Source organism: Limnohabitans sp. (assembly GCF_031539105.1).
In the GTDB taxonomy this organism is placed as follows: Bacteria; Pseudomonadota; Gammaproteobacteria; order Burkholderiales; family Burkholderiaceae_C; genus Limnohabitans.
This window is the reverse complement of the sequence record NZ_JAVKLM010000003.1, coordinates 1-23948: the sequence shown is the minus strand read 5'-3', so window position 1 is coordinate 23948 and position 23948 is coordinate 1. Positions and strand designations below refer to the sequence as shown.

The 23948-nt window shown below is 55.1% G+C and carries 27 protein-coding genes and 1 tRNA gene; 19 read left to right on the top strand and 9 right to left on the bottom strand.

The annotated features are described in order from the left end of the window. Positions 1–13 precede the first annotated feature (13 nt). Positions 14–907, bottom strand: coding sequence for an inositol monophosphatase family protein (locus tag RMR24_RS00210; protein ID WP_310613076.1), 894 nt, complete (start codon positions 905–907; stop codon positions 14–16). A gap of 103 nt (positions 908–1010) precedes the next feature. Between RMR24_RS00210 and RMR24_RS00205 the strand changes: the two genes are divergently transcribed. The 3 genes from RMR24_RS00205 to RMR24_RS00195 are packed head-to-tail and all read left to right on the top strand — an operon-like array spanning position 1011 to position 2987. Continuing rightward, complete coding sequence (locus RMR24_RS00205) at positions 1011–1796, top strand: RNA methyltransferase (RefSeq protein WP_310613075.1); 786 nt, start codon at positions 1011–1013, stop codon at positions 1794–1796. A 34-nt stretch (positions 1797–1830) separates the two neighbouring features. Continuing rightward, positions 1831–2601, top strand: a complete 771-nt coding sequence (cysE, locus tag RMR24_RS00200; protein WP_310613074.1) for a serine O-acetyltransferase — start codon at positions 1831–1833, stop codon at positions 2599–2601. 2 nt (positions 2602–2603) lie between these two features. Further along, the gene (locus RMR24_RS00195; protein ID WP_310613073.1) at positions 2604–2987 is read left to right on the top strand and encodes a hypothetical protein; all 384 of its coding nucleotides are present in this window, start codon (positions 2604–2606) and stop codon (positions 2985–2987) included. Here RMR24_RS00195 and mog read toward each other — a convergent pair. Both mog and yjgA read right to left on the bottom strand, forming a co-directional pair. After that, positions 2984–3604, bottom strand: coding sequence for a molybdopterin adenylyltransferase (gene mog / locus RMR24_RS00190; protein ID WP_310613072.1), 621 nt, complete (start codon positions 3602–3604; stop codon positions 2984–2986). The two genes, RMR24_RS00195 and mog, sit on opposite strands and share 4 nt — an antisense overlap. An 8-nt stretch (positions 3605–3612) precedes the next feature. Then, on the bottom strand, positions 3613–4287 hold the full coding sequence (yjgA, locus tag RMR24_RS00185) for a ribosome biogenesis factor YjgA (protein WP_310613071.1): 675 nt from the start codon (positions 4285–4287) through the stop codon (positions 3613–3615). Positions 4288–4364: 77 nt separating this feature from the next. On the opposite strand from yjgA, the gene pmbA reads away from it, so the two are divergent. Further along, positions 4365–5753 carry a metalloprotease PmbA gene (pmbA, locus tag RMR24_RS00180; protein WP_310613140.1) on the top strand — a complete coding sequence of 463 codons (1389 nt, stop codon included), beginning with the start codon at positions 4365–4367 and terminating at the stop codon, positions 5751–5753. A 357-nt stretch (positions 5754–6110) separates the two neighbouring features. Here pmbA and RMR24_RS00175 read toward each other — a convergent pair whose 3' ends face one another. From RMR24_RS00175 to RMR24_RS00150, 6 genes are all read right to left on the bottom strand, one after another. After that, on the bottom strand, positions 6111–6557 hold the full coding sequence (locus RMR24_RS00175; protein ID WP_310613070.1) for a GatB/YqeY domain-containing protein: 447 nt from the start codon (positions 6555–6557) through the stop codon (positions 6111–6113). Positions 6558–6639: 82 nt separating this feature from the next. Then, complete coding sequence (gene rpsU / locus RMR24_RS00170) at positions 6640–6852, bottom strand: 30S ribosomal protein S21 (RefSeq protein WP_006296472.1); 213 nt, start codon at positions 6850–6852, stop codon at positions 6640–6642. A 135-nt stretch (positions 6853–6987) separates the two neighbouring features. Further along, positions 6988–8238: an NAD(P)/FAD-dependent oxidoreductase gene (locus tag RMR24_RS00165; RefSeq protein ID WP_310613069.1), complete on the bottom strand. Its 1251-nt coding sequence runs from the start codon at positions 8236–8238 to the stop codon at positions 6988–6990. 39 nt (positions 8239–8277) lie between these two features. Further along, positions 8278–9060, bottom strand: a complete 783-nt coding sequence (cobA, locus tag RMR24_RS00160; protein ID WP_310613068.1) for a uroporphyrinogen-III C-methyltransferase — start codon at positions 9058–9060, stop codon at positions 8278–8280. Positions 9061–9062: 2 nt separating this feature from the next. Beyond that, complete coding sequence (gene ybiB / locus RMR24_RS00155) at positions 9063–9965, bottom strand: DNA-binding protein YbiB (RefSeq protein ID WP_310613067.1); 903 nt, start codon at positions 9963–9965, stop codon at positions 9063–9065. A gap of 63 nt (positions 9966–10028) precedes the next feature. Beyond that, positions 10029–10328 (bottom strand): hypothetical protein, encoded by a 300-nt coding sequence (locus tag RMR24_RS00150; RefSeq protein ID WP_310613066.1) that lies wholly within the window; start codon positions 10326–10328, stop codon positions 10029–10031. 168 nt (positions 10329–10496) lie between these two features. On the opposite strand from RMR24_RS00150, the gene RMR24_RS00145 reads away from it, so the two are divergent. The 15 genes from RMR24_RS00145 to RMR24_RS00075 all read left to right on the top strand — a co-directional run. Then, complete coding sequence (locus RMR24_RS00145) at positions 10497–11177, top strand: response regulator transcription factor (protein ID WP_310613065.1); 681 nt, start codon at positions 10497–10499, stop codon at positions 11175–11177. Positions 11178–11180: 3 nt separating this feature from the next. Continuing rightward, positions 11181–12575 (top strand): HAMP domain-containing sensor histidine kinase, encoded by a 1395-nt coding sequence (locus RMR24_RS00140; protein ID WP_310613064.1) that lies wholly within the window; start codon positions 11181–11183, stop codon positions 12573–12575. Positions 12576–12661: 86 nt separating this feature from the next. Beyond that, positions 12662–14575, top strand: coding sequence for a hypothetical protein (locus RMR24_RS00135; RefSeq protein ID WP_310613063.1), 1914 nt, complete (start codon positions 12662–12664; stop codon positions 14573–14575). 49 nt (positions 14576–14624) lie between these two features. Then, positions 14625–15665 carry a tRNA (adenosine(37)-N6)-threonylcarbamoyltransferase complex transferase subunit TsaD gene (gene tsaD / locus RMR24_RS00130; RefSeq protein WP_310613062.1) on the top strand — a complete coding sequence of 347 codons (1041 nt, stop codon included), beginning with the start codon at positions 14625–14627 and terminating at the stop codon, positions 15663–15665. Positions 15666–15791: 126 nt separating this feature from the next. After that, on the top strand, positions 15792–16055 hold the full coding sequence (rpsO, locus tag RMR24_RS00125; RefSeq protein ID WP_104799150.1) for a 30S ribosomal protein S15: 264 nt from the start codon (positions 15792–15794) through the stop codon (positions 16053–16055). A 195-nt stretch (positions 16056–16250) separates the two neighbouring features. Continuing rightward, entirely contained in the window at positions 16251–18383 is a 2133-nt protein-coding gene (pnp, locus tag RMR24_RS00120; protein ID WP_310613061.1) for a polyribonucleotide nucleotidyltransferase, read from the top strand. A gap of 28 nt (positions 18384–18411) precedes the next feature. Beyond that, positions 18412–19413: an NAD(P)H-quinone oxidoreductase gene (locus RMR24_RS00115; protein ID WP_310613139.1), complete on the top strand. Its 1002-nt coding sequence runs from the start codon at positions 18412–18414 to the stop codon at positions 19411–19413. After that, on the top strand, positions 19413–20171 hold the full coding sequence (gene tpiA, locus RMR24_RS00110; protein WP_310613060.1) for a triose-phosphate isomerase: 759 nt from the start codon (positions 19413–19415) through the stop codon (positions 20169–20171). Before RMR24_RS00115 ends, tpiA begins: the two co-directional genes overlap by 1 nt. A 25-nt stretch (positions 20172–20196) precedes the next feature. Further along, a complete protein-coding gene (secG, locus tag RMR24_RS00105; protein ID WP_310613059.1) occupies positions 20197–20535 on the top strand; it encodes a preprotein translocase subunit SecG in 339 nt (112 codons plus the stop codon). Positions 20536–20643: 108 nt separating this feature from the next. After that, positions 20644–20728, top strand: a tRNA-Leu gene (locus RMR24_RS00100). Positions 20729–20815: 87 nt separating this feature from the next. Continuing rightward, positions 20816–21175, top strand: coding sequence for an NADH-quinone oxidoreductase subunit A (locus RMR24_RS00095; protein ID WP_108359119.1), 360 nt, complete (start codon positions 20816–20818; stop codon positions 21173–21175). A gap of 16 nt (positions 21176–21191) precedes the next feature. Continuing rightward, complete coding sequence (locus RMR24_RS00090) at positions 21192–21668, top strand: NADH-quinone oxidoreductase subunit B family protein (protein WP_310613058.1); 477 nt, start codon at positions 21192–21194, stop codon at positions 21666–21668. 24 nt (positions 21669–21692) lie between these two features. Further along, positions 21693–22304 (top strand): NADH-quinone oxidoreductase subunit C, encoded by a 612-nt coding sequence (locus tag RMR24_RS00085; protein ID WP_310613057.1) that lies wholly within the window; start codon positions 21693–21695, stop codon positions 22302–22304. Positions 22305–22306: 2 nt separating this feature from the next. Continuing rightward, entirely contained in the window at positions 22307–23560 is a 1254-nt protein-coding gene (locus tag RMR24_RS00080) for an NADH-quinone oxidoreductase subunit D (RefSeq protein WP_310613056.1), read from the top strand. Then, positions 23557–23948, top strand: a 392-nt coding sequence (locus RMR24_RS00075; RefSeq protein WP_310613055.1) for an NAD(P)H-dependent oxidoreductase subunit E, incomplete at its 3' end; no start/stop codon positions are given. The genes RMR24_RS00080 and RMR24_RS00075, both read left to right, overlap by 4 nt.

The following is a 23948-nucleotide window of genomic DNA, read 5'->3' as shown; positions in this document are numbered from 1 at the left end:
AGTGTTGAATGAGTTACAGCGGCGCGTCTGGCGCTTGGCGTGAGATGCTCAAGGTCTTGGCTGCTGTGCTGGCCGCACGCTTGTCGTCAGCACCTGCGAATTTGGAGTACTTTTGCGTGAGCGGCACCAGTTGCGCATAAATGCGGGGTGGGGCGGCCAAGCACTCTTCGTGCTCAAGATAAGGGCCTTCGCCTGTGAAGTTGCTCACCAAACCACCGGCTTCGGTGATCAGCAATGCGCCTGCAGCCATGTCCCAAGGCTTCAAGCCGAGTTCAAAAAAGCCATCGCTGAAACCTGCGGCGACATAGGCCAAATCAAGCGCGGCAGCACCTGGGCGGCGCAGGCCAGCGGTGCGCTGCATGATGTCGCCCATCAGGCTGAGGTATTTGTTGAAGTCGTCACCGGGACGGAAGGGAAAGCCTGTGGCCAGCAAACATTCTTCCAAGCGTGTGCGCTTGCTCACGCGCATACGGCGGTCGTTCATGTAGGCGCCACGGCCTTTGGTGGCTGTGAACAGGTCGTTGCGGGTGGGGTCGTAAATGACGGCTTGCTCTAAGCGGCCTTGCACTTGCAAAGCAATGCTCACGCAGTAGTAGGGGAAGCCGTGGATGAAGTTGGTGGTGCCATCGAGCGGGTCGATGATCCAGATGTGGTCTGCGTGATGGTTGCCGTGCGTGCTGCCTGACTCTTCGGCCAAGATGCCGTGGTCGGGGTAGGCGGTGAGTAGGGTTTCGATGATGATGCGTTCGCTGTTTTGGTCAACTTCGGTCACAAAGTCGTTCACTTGCTTCTGAGAAATGCGTACAGCTTCCACGTCGAGCGCGGCGCGGTTGATGATGGCGCCGGCGGCGCGTGCGGCCTTGATGGCCACGTTGAGCATGGGGTGTATAGAAGAAGAGGACAACATAGATTTTGTGAAGAGCTGACCCGAGCGGGCCGAAAAGAAACGCCTGGCGATGCGGGCGGCGACAATGGCGCAGATTTTACGCGCTAAGACTGACAAAACACCCATGAAAACCCGCTTCATCCTAATAAACACCAGCCACGCCGGTAATGTGGGCTCAGCAGCCCGCGCCATGAAGGTGATGGGGTTCACCGATTTGGTGCTGGTTGCGCCTCGTTGGAACAACGTGCTGCGTCGCGAAGAAACCATTCAGCGTTCCAGTGGAGCCCTTGACGTGCTGGCCAATGCCCGTGTGGTCGCCACCTTGGATGAAGCGATTGATGGCCTGCACCACCTGTGCGCCACCGCCATGACGCCCCGCGACTTTGGCCCGCCTACGCTTGAGCCGCGCCCGCACTTTGCGGGCTTGGCTGCGGAGCACAAACAGAACGCCGACTTTGGCGTGGGCTTTTTGTTTGGATCAGAGCGCTTTGGCATGCGCAACGAAGATGTGTACCGCTGCCACACATGCTTGAGCATCCCGACCGATCCGAAGTTTGGCTCGTTGAACTTGGGTGCGGCGGTGCAGGTGTTGGCTTATGACTGGCGGCAAGCTCTGGGTGGCTTGGCAACCATGTTGCCCGCTGTTGATATGGCGGTAGTTGATAAGTCAGCAGCGCAAGAGCCCACCCCTTTGGCCGATGCCCAACAACTCGCAGGCTTGCTAGACCACTGGCAACAGTCGCTCACCGACATTGGTTTTTTAGACCCAGAAGCGCCTAAGAAGCTCATGCCCCGTTTGAACCAGCTGTTCAACCGCGCCCAAGTGACGCAAGAGGAAATTCACATCTTGCGTGGCATCGCCAAAACCATGTCGCAAGTTGCCAAAGCTGCGGGCCAAAAGCAAGATTAAAAATAGCCATTGAGGCAACGATAATCAAGCCACTATGTTTTCACGCCTACGCTCTGACGTTCAATGCATTTTGGACCGCGACCCCGCTGCTCGAAGCCGCTGGGAAGTGCTGACTTGCTACCCCGGTTTGCACGCGGTGCTGCTGCACCGCTTGGCGCACGGCTGCTGGAATTTGGGGCTCAAGTGGTTGGGTCGCTTCGTTTCGCACCTCTCGCGCTGGTTCACCGGCATTGAAATTCACCCCGCAGCCAAGATTGGCGACCGCGTATTTTTCGACCACGCCATGGGCGTGGTGGTGGGCGAAACCGCTGAGATTGGCGACGGCTGCACCATTTACCAAGGCGTGACCTTGGGTGGCACCTCTCTTTACAAAGGCGAAAAACGCCACCCCACGCTGGGCAAGGATGTGGTGATTGGCGCAGGCGCCAAAGTGTTGGGTGGCTTCACGGTGGGCGACGGCGCCAAAGTTGGCAGCAACGCCGTGGTGACCAAGCCCGTGCCTGCTGGCGCCACTGCCGTGGGCAACCCTGCACGCATCATCCAAGCAGAAACCGACGCCAAGCGTGAAGAAGCCGCTTCGAAGATGGGCTTCTCAGCCTACGGCGTGACGCAAAACGACGACCCTGTGAGCCAAGCCATGCGTGGCTTGATCGACAACGCCACGTCACAAGAACACCAAATTGCTTTGTTGTGGAAAGCCATTGAGCAGCTGTCTACGGGGCAAGCTAAACCCGATTGCGTGCCTACCGATGCCGCTCGCCAAGAGCACTTTGAGGCGGCGCGTATCAACCAACTGTTGGATTGACGATGCGGTTTTTGAACGTGTATCCCAAGCGCTTGTTTGCAACGCTGAATGCTGACGGTGCGTTTGACGGTCAGTTCACGTTTAACGTCGAGCAATACGGCTTGCTACTGAGCGACACCGTGTGCGATGTGAAAGTGTTTGAAGATCCGATCATGGCCGGCCAATGGAAGATTTGGGTAAAGCCCATGTTTGACGTGGACATGCCGCACTTCGATAAGTTTGTGGACACCCTCAACCACTATGTGTTTGAAGTGCTGCAATACACACCTAGTCGCAGCGCCCCAGGCAAAGACTTGCCCATGGTGAAGTTGTTTTTCGATGGCATTTACTTCGACATGTCGGGCGATCAGCCCGTGGTGCAAAAGATTGGCGCAGATCGGCTCTAAACGCGCTTTGATTTCAACGCCGTTTTAGGACGCCAGCCTTTGCAAAACTCATCGCGCGTTTCCATGTACGGGCCGCCAATCAAGTCGATGCAGTAGGGCACGGCTGCAAACACACCATCAACAATTTGCTTGCCATCAGCATCTTTCAAACCACCCAAAGTTTCTTGGATGGATTTGGGCTGACCTGGCAAGTTGATGATCAAACATGCATCTCGAATCACCGCCACTTGGCGTGACAGGATGGCGGTGGGCACAAACTTCAAACTCACTTGGCGCATTTGCTCGCCAAACCCAGGCATTTCTTTGTGGGCCACGGCCAGCGTGGCTTCGGGTGTGACATCGCGCTTGGCGGGGCCTGTGCCACCGGTGGTGAGCAGCAAGTTGCAACCCGCATCCACCAACTCAATCAGCGTTTGGCTGATGGTGGCTTGCTCGTCGGGAATGAGGCGTTCAACATAGTCAATTGGGTTGTACAAAGCATGACCCAACCAATCGCGCAGGGCGGGCAAGCCTTTGTCTTCGTAGGTGCCGCTGGAGGCGCGATCACTGATGGACACGATGCCGACCTTGATGGTGTCGCAACGGGCATCGGGGCTGGCTAAGGTGCTGTCGGTCATGGCTGGTCTTATGGCTTGTATGAATCTTCGTCTTCTTCGGGCGTGTGCGCTGCGTCTTCAGCCAAGTTCATCTGTTCTTTGATGAGTTGGAAAATCTCGCGGTACGAACGGCTCTGACGCGGTAACAAGCCCTTGGCAATATCGGCTTTGGACGTCACATCGTCTTTGCGGGCTTGTCGCACCAGGGCGCGCAGCTGTTGGCTGTCGGTGCTGGGGTGCTCGTTCATCCACTCTTGCACGGCGGTGTCTTCGGCCAGCAGGCGGTCACGCCAGCTTTCGGCTAAGTGCAGGGCTAAGGTGTCTTTGGTGCTGCCCATGCGTTGCTCGTTGAGCGCGTCTTTCACCGCTGCAATCGATTCCTCGCTGAGCTTGCGCATGAGTTTGCCCACGTACTGCATTTGACGGCGCTTGCCTTCAAAGTTGGTGATGCGACGTGCTTCGGCCAGTGCTTCGCGCAGCTGGTCGGTCATGTGGCCTTGGGTATTCAGGCGCACGATCAGTTCGTTGCGCAGGGTAAGCAAGTCGACGCCTAAGTCTTGGCGGTCATCGCTGTCTTTTTTGCGGTCGGTGCGGCTCAGGCCTTCGGTGCCTTTGAGTTCGGCTTTGAGTTCGAGGTCGAGTTCGCTGCCTTCAGCCACAAACTGGCCGCGGACAAAGTAACCTTTTTTGGGTTTACGTGACATAAATGGGGAGCTTTAATAGGTCGGTTTGCCTTTTAACGCAAAGGGCAAACTCAGTGACCAGTATCATAGCCGCCGATATGACCAAAGCCTCTAAAACCCAAGCCTCTTCCCACACGCCTGCCCAAGGTTTCAGCTACAGCCGCGAACACTTTGCGTCTCTGGTCGATGCGGCCTTGAAGCACGCTAAAAAGCTAGGGGCCACCGATGCGGGGGCCGATGCCTCTGAAGGCTGCGGTCTGAGCGTGTCGGTGCGCAAAGGCGAGTTAGAAAACGTGGAGCGCAATCGCGACAAATCGCTGGGTGTGACGGTGTACTTAGGCCATCGCCGCGGCAACGCCAGCACTTCCGACTTTTCACAAGCCGCGATTGAGCGCACTGTGCAAGCGGCTTATGACATTGCCCGCTTCACAGCCGAAGATCCCGTGGCTGGCTTGCCCGATGAAAAAGACATCGCCACGCACCATCCCGATTTGGATTTGTTCCACCCTTGGCCTATCACCAGTGCCGACGCGGCCACCCTCGCCTTGCGTTGCGAAGCCGCAGCCATGCAAACTGACAAGCGCATCACCAACAGTGAAGGTGCTGCGGTGTCAGCACAGCAAAGTCATTTTTTCAGTGCCCACACCCACGGTTTCCGAGGTGGCTACGCCAGCTCTCGCCACACCATTTCGGTGGCGCCTATTGCCGGTAAGGGCGACGGTATGCAACGCGACGCGTGGTACAGCTCCATGCGCAGCGCCGATGAGCTGGCTTCACCTGAGTCGGTCGGCCGCTACGCCGCTGAGCGTGCCTTGAGCCGTTTGAAGTCACGCAAGATTGCCACCGTCGAATGTCCTGTTTTGTTTGAATCCCCCGTGGCCGCAGGCCTGTTGGGTGGTTTTGTGCAAGCCGTCAGCGGTGGTGCGCTGTACCGCAAGAGCACCTTCTTGCTCGATTCATTGGGTACAACCGTGTTTCCCAAACACATCGATATTTCAGAAGATCCTTTTGTCATGCGCGGCAAGGGCAGCTCGCCGTTTGACGACGAAGGCGTGACCACTCGCGCACGTCGTGTGGTGGACGCAGGTCGCGTGGAAGGTTATTTCCTGAGCAGCTACACCGCCCGCAAATTGGGTATGCCCACCACGGGTAACTCGGGCGGCTCGCACAACTTGGTCATGTCCTCACGCCTGACGCAAAGCTCAGATGACCTCGACGCCATGTTGAAAAAACTAGGCACCGGTTTGTTTGTGATTGAGCTGATGGGCCAAGGCGTGAACTACGTGACTGGCGACTACTCACGCGGTGCCAGCGGCTTTTGGGTGGAGAATGGGCGCATTGCTTACCCCGTGCAAGAGATCACCATCGCGGGCAATATGAAAGACATGTTCCAAGGCATTGAAGCCATTGGTGCAGACGTTTACAACATGGGTGCCAAGACGATTGGTTCTGTGTTGATCAATCGCATGAAGGTGGCGGGTAGCTGATCTTCTTTGATCGTTGCGTTTTGGCTTTGTACTTTGTCTCTGCGCGAATGCGGTGTGGCGTCACTGCCCTAGGCTCCTCTTCGCTGCGCTCAGAATGTCGCTACGGGCAGTCACGCCACACCGCATTCGCTTCAGGCGCTCTGCATAAACTTTATCGCTGCGCTCAAAGCTGTTACTTTGAAAGTACTTTTCTGGCTTGAAGAAGTTCGCAGCACAAGGCTGCTGTTGACGGTGCTAGGCCCCGCAACCCGTAGCGACATTCTGAGCGCAGCGAAGAGGAGCCTAGGGTAGTGGGGCCTAGCACCGTCAACAGTGAGAGAAGGGGAGTTACCCAACAACCCCACCCCTCAGCGAAAATCAACCCGCCAACGCAGCCTTGACAGCAGCAGACACCAGTCCCATATCTGCCTTGCCAGCCAACTGCGCCTTCACAGCGCCCATGACCTTGCCCATGTCGCCAGCACCAGTGGCACCCACTTCAGCCACGATGGCCTTCACAGCCGCTGTGATTTCTTCTGCGCTCAAACGCTGAGGCAGATACACCTCGAGCACTTTGATCTCAGCGCTTTCGATGTCAGCCAAGTCTTGGCGCTGAGCGGACACATAGGCCGCCACAGAGTCTTTGCGTTGCTTGATCAGCTTGTCCACGATGGCGATCACCATGACGTCGTCCAGCTCAACGCGCTCGTCGACTTCTTTTTGTTTCATCGCGGCTTGCAGCAAGCGGATGGTGCCCAAGCGCACGCTGTCTTTGGCGCGCATGGCGGTTTTCATGTCTTCGGTGATGTGTGCTTTGAGGCTCATGGTGCATTCCTACGGAGAAAAGTAATTCGAAAAAAAAGCCCGCTGAGGCGTCCCTAGCGAGCTTTTTTGGGGCAGAGGCTGATTAGTACAGCTTCTTGGGCAACTGCATGCTGCGGATGCGCTTGTAGTTGCGTTTCACGGCTGCTGCTTTTTTGCGTTTACGTTCAGCGGTTGGCTTCTCGTAAAACTCGCGAGCGCGCAAGTCGGTCAACAGACCCAATTTTTCAATGGTGCGCTTGAAGCGACGCAGAGCGACGTCAAACGGTTCGTTTTCTTTTACACGGATGGTGGTCATTACCAAAATTTCCAATTATTTGCAGTCAGAGGGTGCCTAGGAAGATCGTGCCTGAGCGCCATGCCTGCGGTGTTCCCCAACATTAAGTTGATCAGGCCGTTGGGGGTTTGCCAGCAAAGACCGAAATTATAGCGACTAAACCACCGGTTTCAAACGAGCACCCAAGGCTTTTGCGCATGCGTGGGCGCTGGACCAAGCCCATTGGAAGTTATAGCCGCCCAGCCAGCCCGTGATGTCCACCACTTCGCCAATGAAATACAGGCCGGGCTGCTTGGATTCCATGGTTTGCTGCGACAAATCCCGCGTATCGACGCCGCCCACGGTGACTTCGGCTTTTTTGTAGCCCTCGGTGCCTGTGGGGGTGAGGGGCCATGCGCTCAGTCGCTGCGCCAAAAGGTTCAGTGCTTTGTCGCTGGCCTCAATCACGGGCCGTTGCCACGCTGCGTCTTGGCTAGCCCAAGTGTCGGCCAAGCGCGAGGGCACCCAAGCGTTGAGCTCATTGGCAATGAGTTTTTTAGACTGCTGCTTGGCGGTCATCAAGGCTTCGGCCAAGTCCACCTCGGGGGCGAGGTTGATGCGCAAGTCAGTGCCTGCTTGCCAGTAGCTAGAAATTTGCAGCACACCCGGGCCCGACAAACCACGGTGGGTGAAGAGCAAATCTTCGTCAAAGCTTTGCAGGGTTTTCTTGCCGCCTGTCTCAATGCGCACGGGCAGTGAGAGGCCAGAGAGTTGTGCATATGGCGCCCAAGCTTTGTCATCAAACGTCAGTGGCACAAGGCCTGGACGTGGTTCGACCATGCGTAGGTTGAATTGCTTGGCCAGTCGATAACCAATGTCGGTGGCGCCAATTTTGGGGATGGACAAACCGCCCGTGGCAATGACCACTGCCGTTGCGTGCACGGTGCCTTGGCTCGTGTCGACCTCGTAACGTTGTGCCTCAGGCGCGGCATCTGAGTAGCGAATGGCTTTAAGGCTGCACGGCTGCCAACGGGTGACGCTGCCGCCATTGGCTGAGCCGTTGCATTCGGCCAGCAGCATTTGAATCAGGTCTTCTGCTGAGCGGTCGCAAAACAGCTGGCCTTTGTGTTTTTCGTGAAATGGGATGTTGTGCTTTTGCATGAGCGCCACAAAGTCTTGTGGCGTGTAGCGCGACAGGGCGCTGCGGCAAAACTGCGGGTTGTCGCCCAAGAAGTGTTTGTGGGGTGCGCGCACATCGATTTCGCGGTTGGTGAAGTTGCTGCGTCCACCGCCTGAGATGCGAATTTTTTCGGCCACCTTTTCGCTGTGGTCGAGCACCAGCACTTGCAAACCTTGTTGTGCGGCCACGCCTGCGCAAAACAAACCGGCGGCACCGGCGCCCACGATCACAACGTCAAAAGTTTTCATGCGACGAGTTTAGTGGTGCTGCGCTTTGGCGCTGAGCACTTAGCCTGCAAAGACTTGTAATTCAGCGCCGCTTTGCACGGCCAGCATGCCTTTGAACACATCACCAATCACGATGACCGATGGGCTGGCCAATTCTTCACGCACGATGGTGTCGTGCAGCTGTTGCAGCTCGCACACCACATGGCGCTGTGTGGGCAGGCTGACTTGGTGAATCACCGCCACGGGCGTATGGGGGCGCATGCTTTGCAGCAGCGCATCTTGCAGATGCGCCGCACCGCTCACGCCCATGTAAATCACCAGTGTGAGTTTGGCTTGTTGTGCGGTTTGGCCGAGTGCCACCCAGTCCAAACCATTTGCCGTGCCTTGTTTTGCATGGCCGGTGATGAACACCACGCCATGCGCGTGTTCGCGGTGGGTGAGGGGAATGCCGAGTGATGTGACCCCAGCCAAGCCAGAGGTGATGCCGTTGATGACTGTGACAGCAATGCCTTGCGATTGCAGGTGTTCGACCTCTTCACCACCTCGGCCAAAGATGAAGGGGTCGCCACCTTTGAGGCGCACCACGGTTTCGCCAGCCAGCGCTTCTTGCGCCATGAGCTTTTCAATGAAGGCTTGTGGGGTTGATTTGCAGCCGCCGCGCTTGCCGACATGGATGATGCGTGCGGTGGGTGCAGCGTGGGCGGTGATGGCATCGCTCACCAAGTCATCGACCAACAGCACGGTGGCCGAGTCAATGGCTTTGACGGCTTTGAGTGTGAGTAACTCAGGGTCGCCTGGGCCGGCGCCGACCAAGGTGACGTGGGGTTGAAGTGGATTCGTCATGGTCAAAGGCTCAAGGCTTTTAGCGCCGCTTGCACTTGCGCAGCCAGTGGGGTTGGCACGGGCAGTTCGACACTCAGTACGGCTTGTGTGTAGCGCGCGGTGGTGGCTGCGTCTATGTCGGTGGGGAGCTCGGGCAGTTTGACGAGTGAGCCCGCTTGGGTCTCCACCAAGGGTGTGCGCGTGCCGTGTACAAAGGCGTCCATCTGCGGTGTGCGGCGAGCATCGGCCACCACTTCGCCTTCGGTGCCGCGCAGCAGCAGGGCGCGTGCGCCGGTCAGCTCAAACGTGGCAGCCATCGAGACGGCGTATTCTGGGTGGGTGTAGCTGCTCACTAAAAGGGCATCGGCTGCGGTGGTGGGGTTCATCAGCTTGACCAAGCTGTGAGCGGGGTTGCGCAGGCCGACCACGCGGCGCACATCGAGCAAGCGTTTCAAGCCGGGGCACAGCACTTCGGTGGGGGTAAACACCACTTCACCGGCTTGCACCGCACCTGCTTGGGCTAAGGCTGACACGCCCATGGCGCTCAGCACCTCTTGGCTGGTGATGCGGCTGGATTCGGTTGCTGTGCCGTGCATGACCACGGCCAAACCCTCGCGGGCCAGCAGGTGGGCCAGCAAGGGGGTGAGCACTGGCAGTTTGCGTGCACCGTTGTAGCTGGGCAGCACCACGACAGGGCCGCAAGCGCTGATGTGTTGAAGGCGAGCATGTGCGGCATCTAGAAAACCCGCCATCTCTTGGTCGGTTTCACCCTTGATGCGCATGGCAATGCAAAAAGCGCCTAACTCTAAGTCGCTCACATGGCCATCCAAAATTTGACCCATCAGGTCGGCTGCTTTGGCGCGATCCAAGGCGCGCGCGCCATCACGTCCGCGTCCGATGTCTTTGATGTAGTGGCTGATACTCATGCTGCGATTGTCTCGCAGCCTAGATAACTTATAGCTATAAGGCCAATCAGGCCCGCCAATGTCTTAGGCGAGCTGGTCCAACAAAAGCCCATGGAGTTTGTTGGATTGATGCACGTCCGTGGGCAGGCGCGTGTACGACATCTTTCTAACTACTTCGCCTGAGATTTTGTCTGTCATCACCACATTCAATGATTGGGTGGCGATGTCAAATGCGAAAGACAGTGTCACCGTATTGCTCGAATAGTTAGGTTCGATGGTGGGTGCAGGGCTGGTCTGTGTTTTGAGTTTGCTTTGTGTCAGCTTGCTCACTGCATCATCCTGATGCGCAGGGGCAATCGTTGGCAGAGAGAGTGGCGAGGACATAAAAACTTTCGACAGTGAGCGATGATCTAAGGATCGGCGCACCCGCTCTAAAAATGAGTGACAAGATGGTCACTCACAGCTTGATGACGCATATGTCATTTTTTGTGTTGTCATGGGGCGATCAGCCCATTGAAAATGAAATGGCATAAAACACAAAGGTGGCTCAAATTGAAAATTTTGCTAATTGAAGATGAGCCAAAGATCGCGGAATTCGTCATCAAGGGCTTGGCCTTGGCGGGTTACGAGGTGACGCATGCGGACGATGGTGCAAAAGGCTTGGCCTCGATTCTTGAATCCACACACGATTTGGTGATTTTGGATCTGATGCTGCCCAAGCTCAATGGCTTTGAGGTGTTGCAGCAAGCGCGTGCAACGGGAAACACAGTGCCGGTCATCATTTTGAGCGCCAAGGTAGATTTGCCCGATCGTTTGATGGGCTTTGACAAAGGGGCGGATGACTATTTGCCCAAGCCGTTTTTTGTGGAAGAACTGGTGGCACGCATCAAAGCCTTGCTGCACCGCAAAACACCAGAGCAAATTCAGCAAATTTCGGTGAACCATTTGAGCTTGGATGTGGTGAGTCGCAAGGTGCAATGGTTTGGCACCACAGCGCTGATGAGTCAACGTGAATTCAGCTTGTTGGCTTTTTTGGCACGTTCACCAGGGCATATTTTTTCGCGGCAACAAATTCTCAAACACGTGTGGGACATCGGCTTTGATCCAGAGACCAATGTGGTCGATGTCTGTGTGCTGCGTATTAAGCGAAAGCTTGCCAGAGGTCCTGGGGAGCAAGGGTCGCCGATTGAGTCGGTTCGGGGTGTGGGATATCGGTTGCGAGTGGAGGATTAAGGGATGCGCAAGTCATTCAAGGTCACTTTATTCATTCAAATGTTCGTGATGATTTTTGTCATCATTGGTGCGAACCGCATACTGGCGCAATATTTTTTGACGGATCAGCTGCGAGAGAAGATTCATCACGACATGGGCGTCGCTCTCAACACATGTGCAAATGATTTTGCGGATCGTCAACAGTTTTTGGCTTGTTTCAAGGCACTTGAACCTGGCAGCTTGTTGAGCAATGTGGCTGATTTTTATGTGTTCTGCCAAAAGTCACAAGAAGCACCAGACTTGCTGCAGACGGATGTGTGCAACACCGCCGCTACCGCAGATTTTTGGCGCAGCAGCAATGTAGTCACGCAAGAAAAACTTCAGTTCTCCACAGGCCAACTTGCAGGTGAGCCTTGGTTGGCTGTGCGGTTTGCACAAAAACGAGATGGCTTAGAGCTTTGGATCAAGCAAAGCAACGCAGACACCATCGTTGATCAGATGTGGGAGCTTCGCGACCGTAACTTGGCTCGTGTTTTGCCCGTGGTCATTCTGATGGTTTTATTGTTGAACCTTTACATGACGCGCGTTCTGATGAAGCCGGTCCTGGCCATAGAGTCCAGCATCTCGAAGCTGGATGCTTCCAATTTGCATGCATCGATTGTTTTAGAGGCGCCTTACCGAGAGTTTGAAAAGCTGGTCAGTGTGTTTGAAGACTTGCGGCGTCGGTTGAACGACAGTTTTACCAAAGCACGACGGTTCACTGCTGATGCTTCGCACGAGTTACGCACGCCACTGACGATTTTGCGCGGCAGTGCCGAGCGCTTGCTACATGAACTGCCTGTTGGTAGCGAGCAGCAAATTCGCGTGAGAAACATGGGCGATGAGGTGGAACGCCTGATTGAAATCACAGAAAAGCTGCTCTTGTTATCGCGGGCCGATGCCAACAGCTTGATTCAAAATTTAGCCGATGTTGAGCTCAGTGAATTGTTGTCTCAAGTCATCAAAAGTGCGCAGACGTTTAACCCTAGTCTTCAAATTACCAGCCATGTTGCCCGTGGTGTGGTGTGGCACTGCGATAAAACTTTGGTGAGTCAGCTCATTCACAACCTCTATATCAACGCGGTGAACTACAACCAGCCCAAGGGTTGGATTCATGTGGCGTTGACGCAGGCGCAAGGCATGTTGACCTTGACGATAGAAAACCCCGTGGTGTCATTGCCATCCAATTTGAGCGAGCATGCGTTTGAGCGGTTTTACCGTGGTGATGCTGCACACGCCCGAAGCGTCGATGGCTTGGGCCTTGGGCTGAGCATTTGTTTAGAAATCGCCAAATTGCATCAGGCCACTTTGTCGTTGACCGCGACAGACAAAAACACGGTGCTTGTGACCCTCACAGCGCCCATGAACGCCTCTGTTTAGGCTTGACTGCGTGACAAGTGCGTCACTTTCAACATCTATGACGGAGTTGTCACCCATCTCATTTGTGGTGTGAATAACGTGGCCACATGGCCACCAACGCACTTCAAGTCAATTTGCTCAACGACCTCAAGTATGAGGCCGGGATGGCGGACGTGGGTGGCGAAAAAATTCACCTTACACCCTACCTGACGCTTGCGTGTGCCTTGCTTTACATGGTGGCGTCTGATGGTGAATTAGACGCAGCAGAAAGCAGCCACCTCCAATCGGTATTGGGGGGAGATGCCGAGGTGCTTCGTTATGGCGTTCACTATGTGCAAACCCTGTCGTTTGATGGGTTTTTGATGGACGCCCCTGAACTGCTGAGCATGAAGGACAAGTGGTGCATCTTGGCCAATGTGTGTGATGCCTTGTTGTCCGATGGCCAAGCGGACTCTGCTGAGCTGGCACAGTTTTCACGTTTGAAGCAAGCCTTTGGCGTTACTGACAAGCAGTTCGAGCCCTTCTTCAAAATCTTGGCGCTCAAAAACGACAAGTCTGTTTTGGGGCGCTACACAGGGGTGCGTGACGAACGCCAGCCCATGACGCCACATTTGGCTTTGGCGTGTGCGTTGCTTTACATGCTCACATCCGATGGCTCAATCGGTGCGCAGGAAGTGGGCCAATTGGAAACGGTCTTGGGCGAGTTTGAGGGCTTGCAAAAAGCAGCTTTGACTTATGTGCGATCGGTCAAGATGAATGCATTTTTGGACGAAGCATCCGCCGCTCTTCAGCCAGAGCAAAAGCTTTTTATCCTGACCAATGTGTGCGACTCTATGTTGGCAGATGGTGATGTTGCGAGCATTGAAGACAAGTTGTTCATGTCTATGCTGCGCGCGTTTGATTTCAACGAAGCCACGTTCGCGCGTTTCCATCAAGTCATAGAAACGAAGAACGTCAAGCCTTTCAGCACGAATGATTTTAAAAACCGCGTCAAGCACGATCGAATGACCGGCAATGACGAAGCTGAGGGCGAGGTGTTTGACAACAAGCTCAGCGATCCGAAGCTGGCCAAAGCAGCCGATGAATTGCGCGATGCGGTGAAAGAAGGATTTTTAGGGGCCAGCGCGGCAGAGCTAGAGATGAGCCAGTTCATTTCGCGCCAAATGATGGAGAACAGACAAAACCTAAATAAGGACTTCAATGGGCAGGCCAATATTGCGAAAGTTGAGAGCAACGCGACGGATGGGTTGAACCTTCAAACCATTGACGTCGCAGCCGAAGACCTCAACCGACAAAAAATTGAGGGTTCAGCACTTTCCCAAAATAAACAACTGATTGAAGGCGATGGCGCAGATGCGAACAGACAACAGCTGGATGTGGAAGCAATCGGCGAGCACAGAGAGACCATCGATCCTGAAGTCCGTGCGCAAAACATCCATGAAGTGGTCGGCCAGGTCCATAAAAAATTAGACCACTTTGAGCGCTCAAATTTGAGCTTTCTTGCAATCGGTCGCGCACAAAAAATCACCGATGATTTTGTGCCGATCCCAGAAGAAACATCAGGCATCAATCGTCTGCTGGTGGATGCCTCATTTGCCCGGATGGGAGGCGGGGTGTTTGCTTCCAACTTGGTGCAAGCAGAGGGTGCCACACCAGCGACCACAAACACGCATGCCAAGACCGCGGCCAGCGATCACGCAGGCACAAGTACTAATCTCAGTGCTAATCCCAATCCCAACGCTTCTTTGAGTCAGGGCAGCTTATTTCCTGCATCACAACCGGCTGGTTTAAGGTTGTACCGCGGTCATGCTTCGTTGATGCAGCGGAGTTTTAATATTGCTTACAAACAAATCGCCGTAGCCCTCGCAACCCTTGTATTCGCTTCACCGATTTACACGCAGTCTACGAAGAGCAGAGCATCTGTAGGCCCCTTGGTCATGATGCATCAACTCGTGCCCGAACTGTTTGAACATCGACAAGCGCTAGAGTCAGGGATGGCCGATGCGCAGCAATTGCGCTAGTGGTGTGTGAAGGCGGGGTCAGTCGCAGAGCGCATAAACTCTGCCGCTTATGTTGATCCTTGGTATTGAATCTTCTTGCGATGAAACTGGTGTGGCTTTGGTCCGTTCAGATGGCCAAACCTTGCCCACGCTGCTATCGCACGCCCTTTACAGCCAAGTGGCCATGCATGTGGCCTATGGCGGCGTGGTGCCTGAGTTGGCCAGTCGCGACCACATTCGCCGTGTCATTCCGCTGGCGCGTGAGGTGATGGCCGAGGCCAAGCAAACTCTGCAAGACGTCGATGTGGTGGCTTACACCCGAGGCCCCGGCTTGGCGGGCGCTTTACTGGTGGGTGCGGGCGTAGCCTGTGCATTGGGGGCGGCTTTGAACAAGCCTGTGCTGGGCGTGCATCACTTAGAAGGCCATTTGTTGTCGCCATTTTTGAGCGAAGATCCGCCTGAGTTTCCCTTTGTGGCTTTGTTGGTGTCTGGCGGCCACACGCAGCTGATGCGCGTGGATGGCGTGGGGCGCTACGAATTACTGGGCGAAACCATTGACGACGCAGCGGGTGAGGCGTTTGACAAATCAGCCAAACTCATGGGCTTGGGCTACCCCGGTGGCCCTGCGCTGTCAAAACTCGCCGAGCAGGGCGACCCTGCAGCCTTCAAGCTGCCGCGTCCTTTGTTGCACAGCGGTAATTTAGATTTCTCATTTGCTGGTCTTAAAACGGCGGTGATGACCCAAGCCAAAAAGCTGGGCGATGATTTAGAAGCCCGAAATGCCGATCTGGCAGCCTCTACCGAGGCAGCCATCGTTGAGGTGCTGCTGAAGAAGTCGCTCACCGCGCTGCGCGAAACCGGCCTGAAACGCTTGGTGGTGGCCGGCGGGGTGGGGGCCAATCGGCATTTGCGCGAGCAGCTCAACGCTGGCTGCAAGCGTCAAGGCGTGCGGGTGCATTACCCCGAGCTGCATTTGTGCACCGACAACGGCGCCATGATTGCCATGGCAGCCGCCATGCGGCTGCAAAGCGGTGAGGGCGGCATGGCCCAAGCCCAACCGCGCTACAGCTTTGATGTCAAGCCGCGCTGGCCGCTGGCTGAGTTGGTCTGATTTAAGCCTCTTAGCCCAAGGCGACGGCGCCTGCTATACTCTGCGGGCTTTATCTTTCGGGGTAAGCAAAGCACGTTGCACCAACTTCCACGGTGCAACGCAAGTCAAATATTTAAGGAAAAAACCATGTTGACAGCAAAAATTGCCGAAGTCGTCAAAGACAACGCACGTGCCGCAGGCGATACAGGTAGTCCCGAAGTCCAAGTGGCTTTGTTGACCGCTCGTATCAACGAACTCACACCTCACTTCAAACAACACGCCAAAGACCACCACGGTCGTCGCGGTTTGTTGCGCATGGTGAGCCGTCGTCGCAAATTGCTCGACTACCTCAAGTCTAAAAACTTTGACCGTTACGCTGCTCTGATCGCCAAACTTGGCCTGCGCAAGTAATCGTTAAATTTCTAGCGACAAACGCCTGAGTTTTCAAGAAGCTCAGGCGTTTTGCACTTTTAACAACTCATTTTTTACAAACGGTAGACATCAAGGCGCAGATTCGAAAGCTGTGTCATTCCAAAAAAGCCCCAACTTTTCTGGAATGGCATCGTGTGCTGCACTGTGTCATGCCAAATTTCATAAGGAAAACACATGTCAATTTTCAACAAAGTTACCAAGACATTCCAATGGGGCCAACACACGGTCACCATGGAAACCGGTGAAGTTGCTCGCCAAGCTGGCGGCGCTGTGCTCGTCAACATGGACGACACCGTGGTGTTGGCCACTGTCGTGGGTTCGAAGATCGCCAAAGCTGGCCAAGACTTCTTCCCCTTGACCGTTGACTACATCGAGAAAACATACGCTGCAGGCAAGATCCCCGGCAGCTTCTTCAAGCGCGAAGCCAAGCCTAGCGAGCACGAGACATTGACCAGCCGTCTGATCGACCGCCCCATCCGTCCTTTGTTTCCAGAGGGTTTCTACAACGACGTGCACGTGGTGATTCACACCGTGTCGTTGAACCCAGAAGTCGATGCTGACATTGCTGCTCTGATCGCTGTGTCTGCTGCGTTGAGCATTTCTGGTATTCCTTTCAATGGCCCCATTGGTGCCGCGCGCGTGGGTTACATCAACGGCGAATACGTCTTGAACCCAGGCCAAACACAACGCAAAGACAGCCAGATGGACCTCGTGGTCGCTGGTACCGAAGCGGCTGTGTTGATGGTGGAATCTGAAGCCCAACAGCTGTCAGAAGAAATCATGTTGGGTGCTGTGGTGTTTGGCCACGAGCAAGGCAACATCGCGATCAACGCCATCCACGACTTGGTGCGTGACGCTGGCAAACCAGCTTGGGATTGGTCAGCACCTGCCAAGGACGAGCCACTGATCGCCAAGGTTCAAGCACACGCCGAAGAAAAACTGCGCGCTGCCTACCAAATCCGCAACAAGCAATCACGCACTTTGGCTTGCCGCCAAGCCTACGCTGCTGTGATGGAAGCCCTCAAGGCCGACGGCGTTGAGTTTGATTCGGTCAAAGTCGAAAACATGTTGTTCGACGTCGAAGCCCACATCGTTCGCAGCCAAATCTTGGCAGGCGAGCCACGTATCGATGGCCGTGACACACGCACGGTGCGCCCCATCGAAATTCGCAACAGCGTGTTGCCACGCACCCACGGTTCTGCCTTGTTCACACGCGGCGAAACCCAAGCTTTGGTGGTCACCACTTTGGGTACAGAGCGCGATGCACAACGCATCGACGCATTGGCCGGGGAGTACGAAGACCGTTTCATGATGCACTACAACATGCCTCCCTTCGCTACTGGCGAAGTGGGCCGCATGGGTTCAACCAAGCGCCGCGAAATCGGCCACGGCCGTTTGGCCAAGCGTGCTTTGGTAGCTGTGTTGCCAACCAAAGAAGAGTTCCCATACACCATGCGCGTGGTGTCTGAAATCACCGAATCCAACGGTTCTTCATCGATGGCTTCGGTCTGCGGTGGCTGCTTGTCCATGATGGACGCAGGCGTGCCCATGAAAGCACACGTGGCCGGTATCGCCATGGGCCTGATCAAAGACGGCAACCGTTTTGCTGTGTTGACCGACATCTTGGGTGACGAAGATCACTTGGGCGATATGGACTTCAAAGTGGCCGGTACAACCAACGGTATTACTGCTTTGCAAATGGACATCAAGATCCAAGGCATCACCAAAGAAATCATGCAAGTGGCATTGGCTCAAGCCAAAGAAGCACGCATGCACATCTTGGACAAGATGCAAGCCGCCATGGGCGAAGCCAAAACCGAAGTGTCTGACTTTGCACCGAAGTTGTTCACGATGAAGATCAACCCAGAGAAGATCCGTGACGTGATCGGTAAAGGCGGCGCCACCATCCGTGCGTTGACCGAAGAAACCGGTTGCCAGATCAACATCGAAGAAGACGGCACGATCACCATCGCCGCGACCGATGCGTCAAAGGCTGAAGAGGCTAAAAAACGCATCGAACAAATCACCGCTGAAGTCGAAATTGGCAAGATCTACGAAGGCCCGATTACCAAGATTTTGGACTTCGGTGCTTTGGTCAACTTGTTGCCAGGCAAAGACGGTTTGTTGCACATCAGCCAGATCGCACACGAGCGTGTCGAGAAGGTCACTGACTACCTCAGCGAAGGTCAAATCGTGCGCGTGAAAGTGCTCGAGACAGACGAAAAAGGTCGCGTGAAGTTGTCGATGAAAGCGTTGATGGATCGTCCTCAAGCTGACCACGCACACGACGCAGCTCCTCAAGCCTAATTGGGCTTGAGAGGCGGTTGCGCACATGATGCACATCGTTGAAATCACCACGCCTGGCGCCCCCGAGGTGCTGCGCGTTGGCCAACGGCCTGTGCCCCAGGCGGGTGAGGGTGAGTTGCTGATTCGTGTCAGCGCCAGTGGCGTGAATCGCCCTGACGTGTTGCAGCGAATCGGTAACTACCCCGTGCCTGCTGGCGCATCGGATGTGCCTGGCCTCGAGGTGGCAGGTGTCATCGAGTCAGGTGATGCAGCGGCTTTGGCTGCTGCGGGCCTGAAGGTGGGTGACCGTGTGTGTGCCTTGGTAGCCGGTGGTGGCTATGCACAGTACTGTGTGGCGCCAGTGGCTCAGTGTTTGCCAGTGCCCGCAGGGTTGAGTGATGTCGAGGCAGCTTCGTTGCCCGAGACATTTTTTACCGTGTGGAGCAATGTGTTTGACCGTGCGCACTTGCAAACGGGCGAGACATTGCTGGTGCAAGGCGGCTCTAGCGGTATTGGCGTGACGGCGATTCAAATGGCCAAGGCCATGGGCGCAACCGTCATCGTGACTGCGGGCAGTGACGCCAAATGTGCAGCTTGTTTGGTGCTGGGCGCAGATCACGCCATCAACTACAAAACCCATGACTTTGCCGCCGAGGCTATGCGCCTGACCAACGGCAAAGGTGTGGATGTGGTGCTCGACATGGTTGCTGGCGACTATGTGGCGCGTGAGGTGGATTGTTTGGCCGAAGATGGCCGCTTGGTCATCATTGCTTTGCAAGGTGGCACTAAGGCCAGCTTTGATGCAAGCAAGGTGCTGCGTCGTCGTTTGCACATCACGGGCTCGACTTTGCGTCCAAGACCTGTGGCATTCAAAGCGGCGATTGCGCGCAATTTGCATGAGCATGTGTGGCCATTGATTGAGTCCGGGCTTATCAAGCCTGTGATTCATGCCACGTTTGATGCGGCTTCAGCCGACGGTGCAGCGAACGCGCACCGTTTGATGGAGTCCAATCAGCACATTGGCAAGATTGTTTTGACTTGGAGTAAGTGATGAAGCAAAAACTTATTGCAGGCAATTGGAAGATGAATGGCAGCTTGGCTGCCAACGAAGCCCTGGTGCACGAAGTGCAACAGGGCTTGGCGCAAGCCTTGGGCGGTAGACACGCGCAAGTGGCGGTCTGTGTGCCTGCGGCGTATTTGTCGCAAGTGCAGCAGCTCGTCAAGGGCTCAGGCGTAGCCTTGGGTTCGCAAGATGTGTCGGCGCACGAACAGGGCGCTTATACCGGCGAAATTTCTGCTGCGATGTTGAAAGACTTTGCAGTGCGGTATGCCATCGTCGGTCATTCAGAGCGTCGTCAGTACCACGGTGAAACCGATGAGCAAGTGGCGCACAAAGCGCAACATGCCTTGTCGGCCGGTATCACGCCTATCGTGTGTGTGGGTGAAACCTTGGCTGAGCGTGAGGCAGGGAAAACCGAAGAGGTGGTCAAGCGACAATTGGCTGCTGTGATTCACACCAACGGCCATTGCATCAGCGAAATCGTGGTGGCTTATGAGCCAGTCTGGGCTATTGGTACGGGCCAAACGGCCTCGCCAGCGCAAGCGCAAGCGGTGCATGCGGTGTTGCGTGGTCAGTTGCAAGCAGCGACCGAGCACTCAGAGCGTGTGCACATCTTGTACGGTGGCAGCATGAATGCGGCGAATGCGGTTGAATTGCTGGCGCAGCCAGACATTGACGGTGGCCTCATTGGTGGCGCAGCCCTCAAGGCGGCAGATTTCTTAACCATCATCGCGGCTGCAGCGCGTTGAAAGTAATTATTTTTTCGGAGTTTTTATGAGTTTGATTTTGAATATCGTTCAAGTGGTTCAGTTGTTGGCTGCTTTGGGCATGATTGGTTTGATCTTGGTTCAGCACGGCAAAGGTGCGGACATGGGTGCGGCCTTTGGTAGCGGCAGTTCGGGTAGTTTGTTTGGTGCCAGCGGTGGTGCCAACTTCATGTCGCGCACCACGGGTGTGTTGGCTGCTGTTTTCTTTGTCTGCACATTGGCCTTGGCCTACTTCGGCAATCTGCGTCCTGTCAGCTCTGGTAGCGTGCTTGAAGGCGCTGTGTTGGCGCCTGCCTCTGTAGCCGAAGAGCCAGCCTCGGGTGCAGCGCAAATTCCCACAAAGTAATCGCAAAACCTTCACGCTTCAGAGCGATTGGGGCCCTTTTCAGGGTAAACTCTGAGGCTGTTCAAGGAGCGTTATTCCTCTTCGCTTTTGTAGAACAAACAACCCAAAGCCGTCGTGGTGAAATTGGTAGACACGCTATCTTGAGGTGGTAGTGGCGAAAGCTGTGCGAGTTCGAGTCTCGCCGACGGCACCATCCAAAAAGTCTGCTGTAACTCTGGTGTCAACCAGTTACGGCAGACTTCGCAGACTAAAAACCAGATAGTCATACAGCGAGATTGAGATGAGCTTAGAACAATACCTTCCCGTCCTCTTATTTATCCTTGTGGGCCTTGGCGTGGGGGTTGCTCCTCAAGCGATCGGCTTTTTCTTGGGCCCACGCCGCCCAGATCCGGCTAAAAACTCTCCCTACGAATGCGGCTTCGAAGCGTTTGAAGATGCCCGCATGAAGTTTGATGTGCGCTACTACTTGATCGCCATCCTCTTCATCTTGTTCGATTTGGAAATCGCATTTTTGTTCCCTTGGGCTGTCGCGCTCAAGGAAATTGGTTTCATCGGCTTCATCGACATGATGATTTTCCTTGCCATCCTCGTTGCAGGCTTTGCCTACATGTGGATCAAGGGTGCCATCGATTGGGAATAACCCAAAAGGAAGAACTATGTCACTTGAAGGCGTTTTCAAAGAAGGCTTCATCACCACGTCCTACGACTCGGTGGTGAATTGGGCCAAAACAGGCTCGTTGTGGCCTATGACATTCGGCTTGGCTTGTTGTGCGGTCGAAATGATGCATGCGGGTGCAGCGCGCTATGACATCGACCGTTTTGGCATGTTGTTCCGTCCAAGTCCACGTCAGTCTGATTTGATGATTGTGGCTGGCACCTTGTGCAACAAGATGGCCCCCGCTTTGCGTAAGGTGTACGACCAGATGTCTGAGCCACGTTGGGTGTTGTCCATGGGCTCATGCGCCAATGGTGGCGGTTACTACCACTACAGCTACTCGGTGGTGCGCGGTTGCGACCGCGTGGTGCCAGTAGACGTGTACGTGCCAGGTTGCCCCCCCACGGCTGAGGCCTTGATGTACGGCATCTTGCAGCTGCAAAGCAAGATTCGTCGCGAAAACACCATCGCACGCTAATTGCACATTGCGTAGGAAAGACAAATGAGCCATTCCATTCAAACGCTTGAAGCGGCCTTGCACGATGTGCTGGGCAGCAAAGTCAAGCTCCTCGAATCCGCTTTGGGTGAATTGACCTTGACGGTCTCTGCAGCCGATTACCACGATGTGTGCCAAACCTTGCGCGACGACTCGCGACTCGGTTTTGAACAGTTGATGGATCTGTGTGGTTTGGATTACTCCAGCTACAAAGACGGTGCACATTCCAAATTCACCGATGGTCCGCGCTATGCCGTGATAAATCATTTGTTGTCGGTCAGTCATAACTGGCGTCTGCGTGTGCGCGTGTTTGCTGTGAGCGAAGACGTGCCTGTGGTCGCTTCGGTCAACGATTTGTGGAACTCTGCCAACTGGTTCGAACGTGAAGCGTTTGACTTGTTCGGCATCGTGTTTGAAGGTCACCTCGACTTGCGTCGTTTGTTGACCGACTACGGCTTTGTAGGTCACCCCTTCCGTAAAGATTTTCCAACCTCGGGTCACGTGGAAATGCGTTACGACGCCGAGCAAAAACGTGTGGTGTACCAACCCGTCACCATCGAGCCGCGCGAAATCACACCGCGCATCATTCGTGAAGACAACTACGGCGGTACGCACTGACCATGGCTGATATCAAGAACTACACCCTGAATTTGGGCCCTCAACATCCTGCTGCACATGGCGTGCTGCGTTTGGTTTTGGAACTCGACGGCGAAGTGGTCCAACGTGCCGATCCACACATCGGCTTGTTGCACCGTGCCACTGAAAAGTTGGCCGAGAGCAAAACCTACATCCAATCCTTGCCCTACATGGACCGCCTCGACTACGTGTCCATGATGTGTAACGAGCACGCCTACTGCTTGGCCATCGAAAAAATGATGGGCATTGAAGTGCCAGAGCGTGCGCAATACATCCGCGTGATGTATTCCGAAATCACCCGTTTGCTCAACCACTTGTTGTGGTTGGGTTGCCATGGTTTCGACTGCGGTGCGATGAACATCTTGATTTACTGCTTCCGCGAGCGCGAAGATTTGTTCGATATGTACGAGGCGGTGTCGGGTGCACGTATGCACGCGGCTTACTTTCGTCCAGGCGGCGTGTACCGCGATTTGCCAGACAGCATGCCTCAATACAAGGCTAGCAAAGTGCGCAATGCCAAATCGGTGGCGCGTTTGAACGAAGGTCGTTCAGGCTCGTTGCTCGACTTCATTGACGATTTCACGCAGCGTTTCCCTAAATTGGTCGACGAGTATGAAACGCTCCTGACTGACAACCGCATTTGGAAACAACGTACCGTGGGTATCGGCGTGGTCACGCCAGAGCGCGCAAAAAACCTCGGTTTCTCAGGCGCGATGTTGCGTGGCTCAGGCATTGCCTGGGACTTGCGCAAGCACCAGCCTTATGACGTTTATGACCGCATGGACTTCGATATTCCTGTGGGTAAAACCGGCGACTGCTACGACCGCTATTTGGTGCGCGTCGAAGAAATGCGTCAGTCCAACCGCATCATCAAACAGTGCGTGGACTGGTTGCGCGTCAACCCAGGCCCTGTTATCACTGACAACCACAAAGTGGCCGCGCCAAGCCGCGAAGGTATGAAGTCGAACATGGAGGAGTTGATCCACCATTTCAAACTTTTCACCGAAGGTTTCCATGTGCCCGAAGGCGAAGCTTATGCTGCCGTCGAGCATCCCAAGGGTGAGTTTGGTATCTATCTCGTGAGCGATGGTGCCAACAAGCCTTACCGTATGAAGATTCGCGCTCCTGGTTTTGCCCATCTGGCAGCCATGGATGAAATGGCGCGTGGCCACATGATTGCTGACACCGTCGCGGTGATTGGCACCATGGACATTGTGTTCGGGGAAATTGACCGATGAGTTCTGTAAACACCCACCACGGCGCACCGCTGTCGGCCCAAGCCCTCGAGCGCTTTACGCATGAGGTTGCCAAATACCCAGACGACCAGAAGCAATCTGCCGTCATGGCTTGTTTGGCGATTGCCCAGCAAGAGCAGGGTTATGTCAGCGCTGATAGCGAGCGCGTGATTGCTGAGTTGCTCTGCATGGCCCCTATGGCAGTGCACGAAGTGACCACCTTCTACAACATGTACAACCAGCAACCGGTTGGCAAGTTCAAGATCAACGTGTGTACCAATCTGCCTTGCCAATTGCGCAACGGGCAGGGCGCTTTGATGCACTTGGTCAAGACCTTGGGCATTGAAGTCGGCGAGACCACGGCGGATGGCATGTTCACCGTGCAACCCGG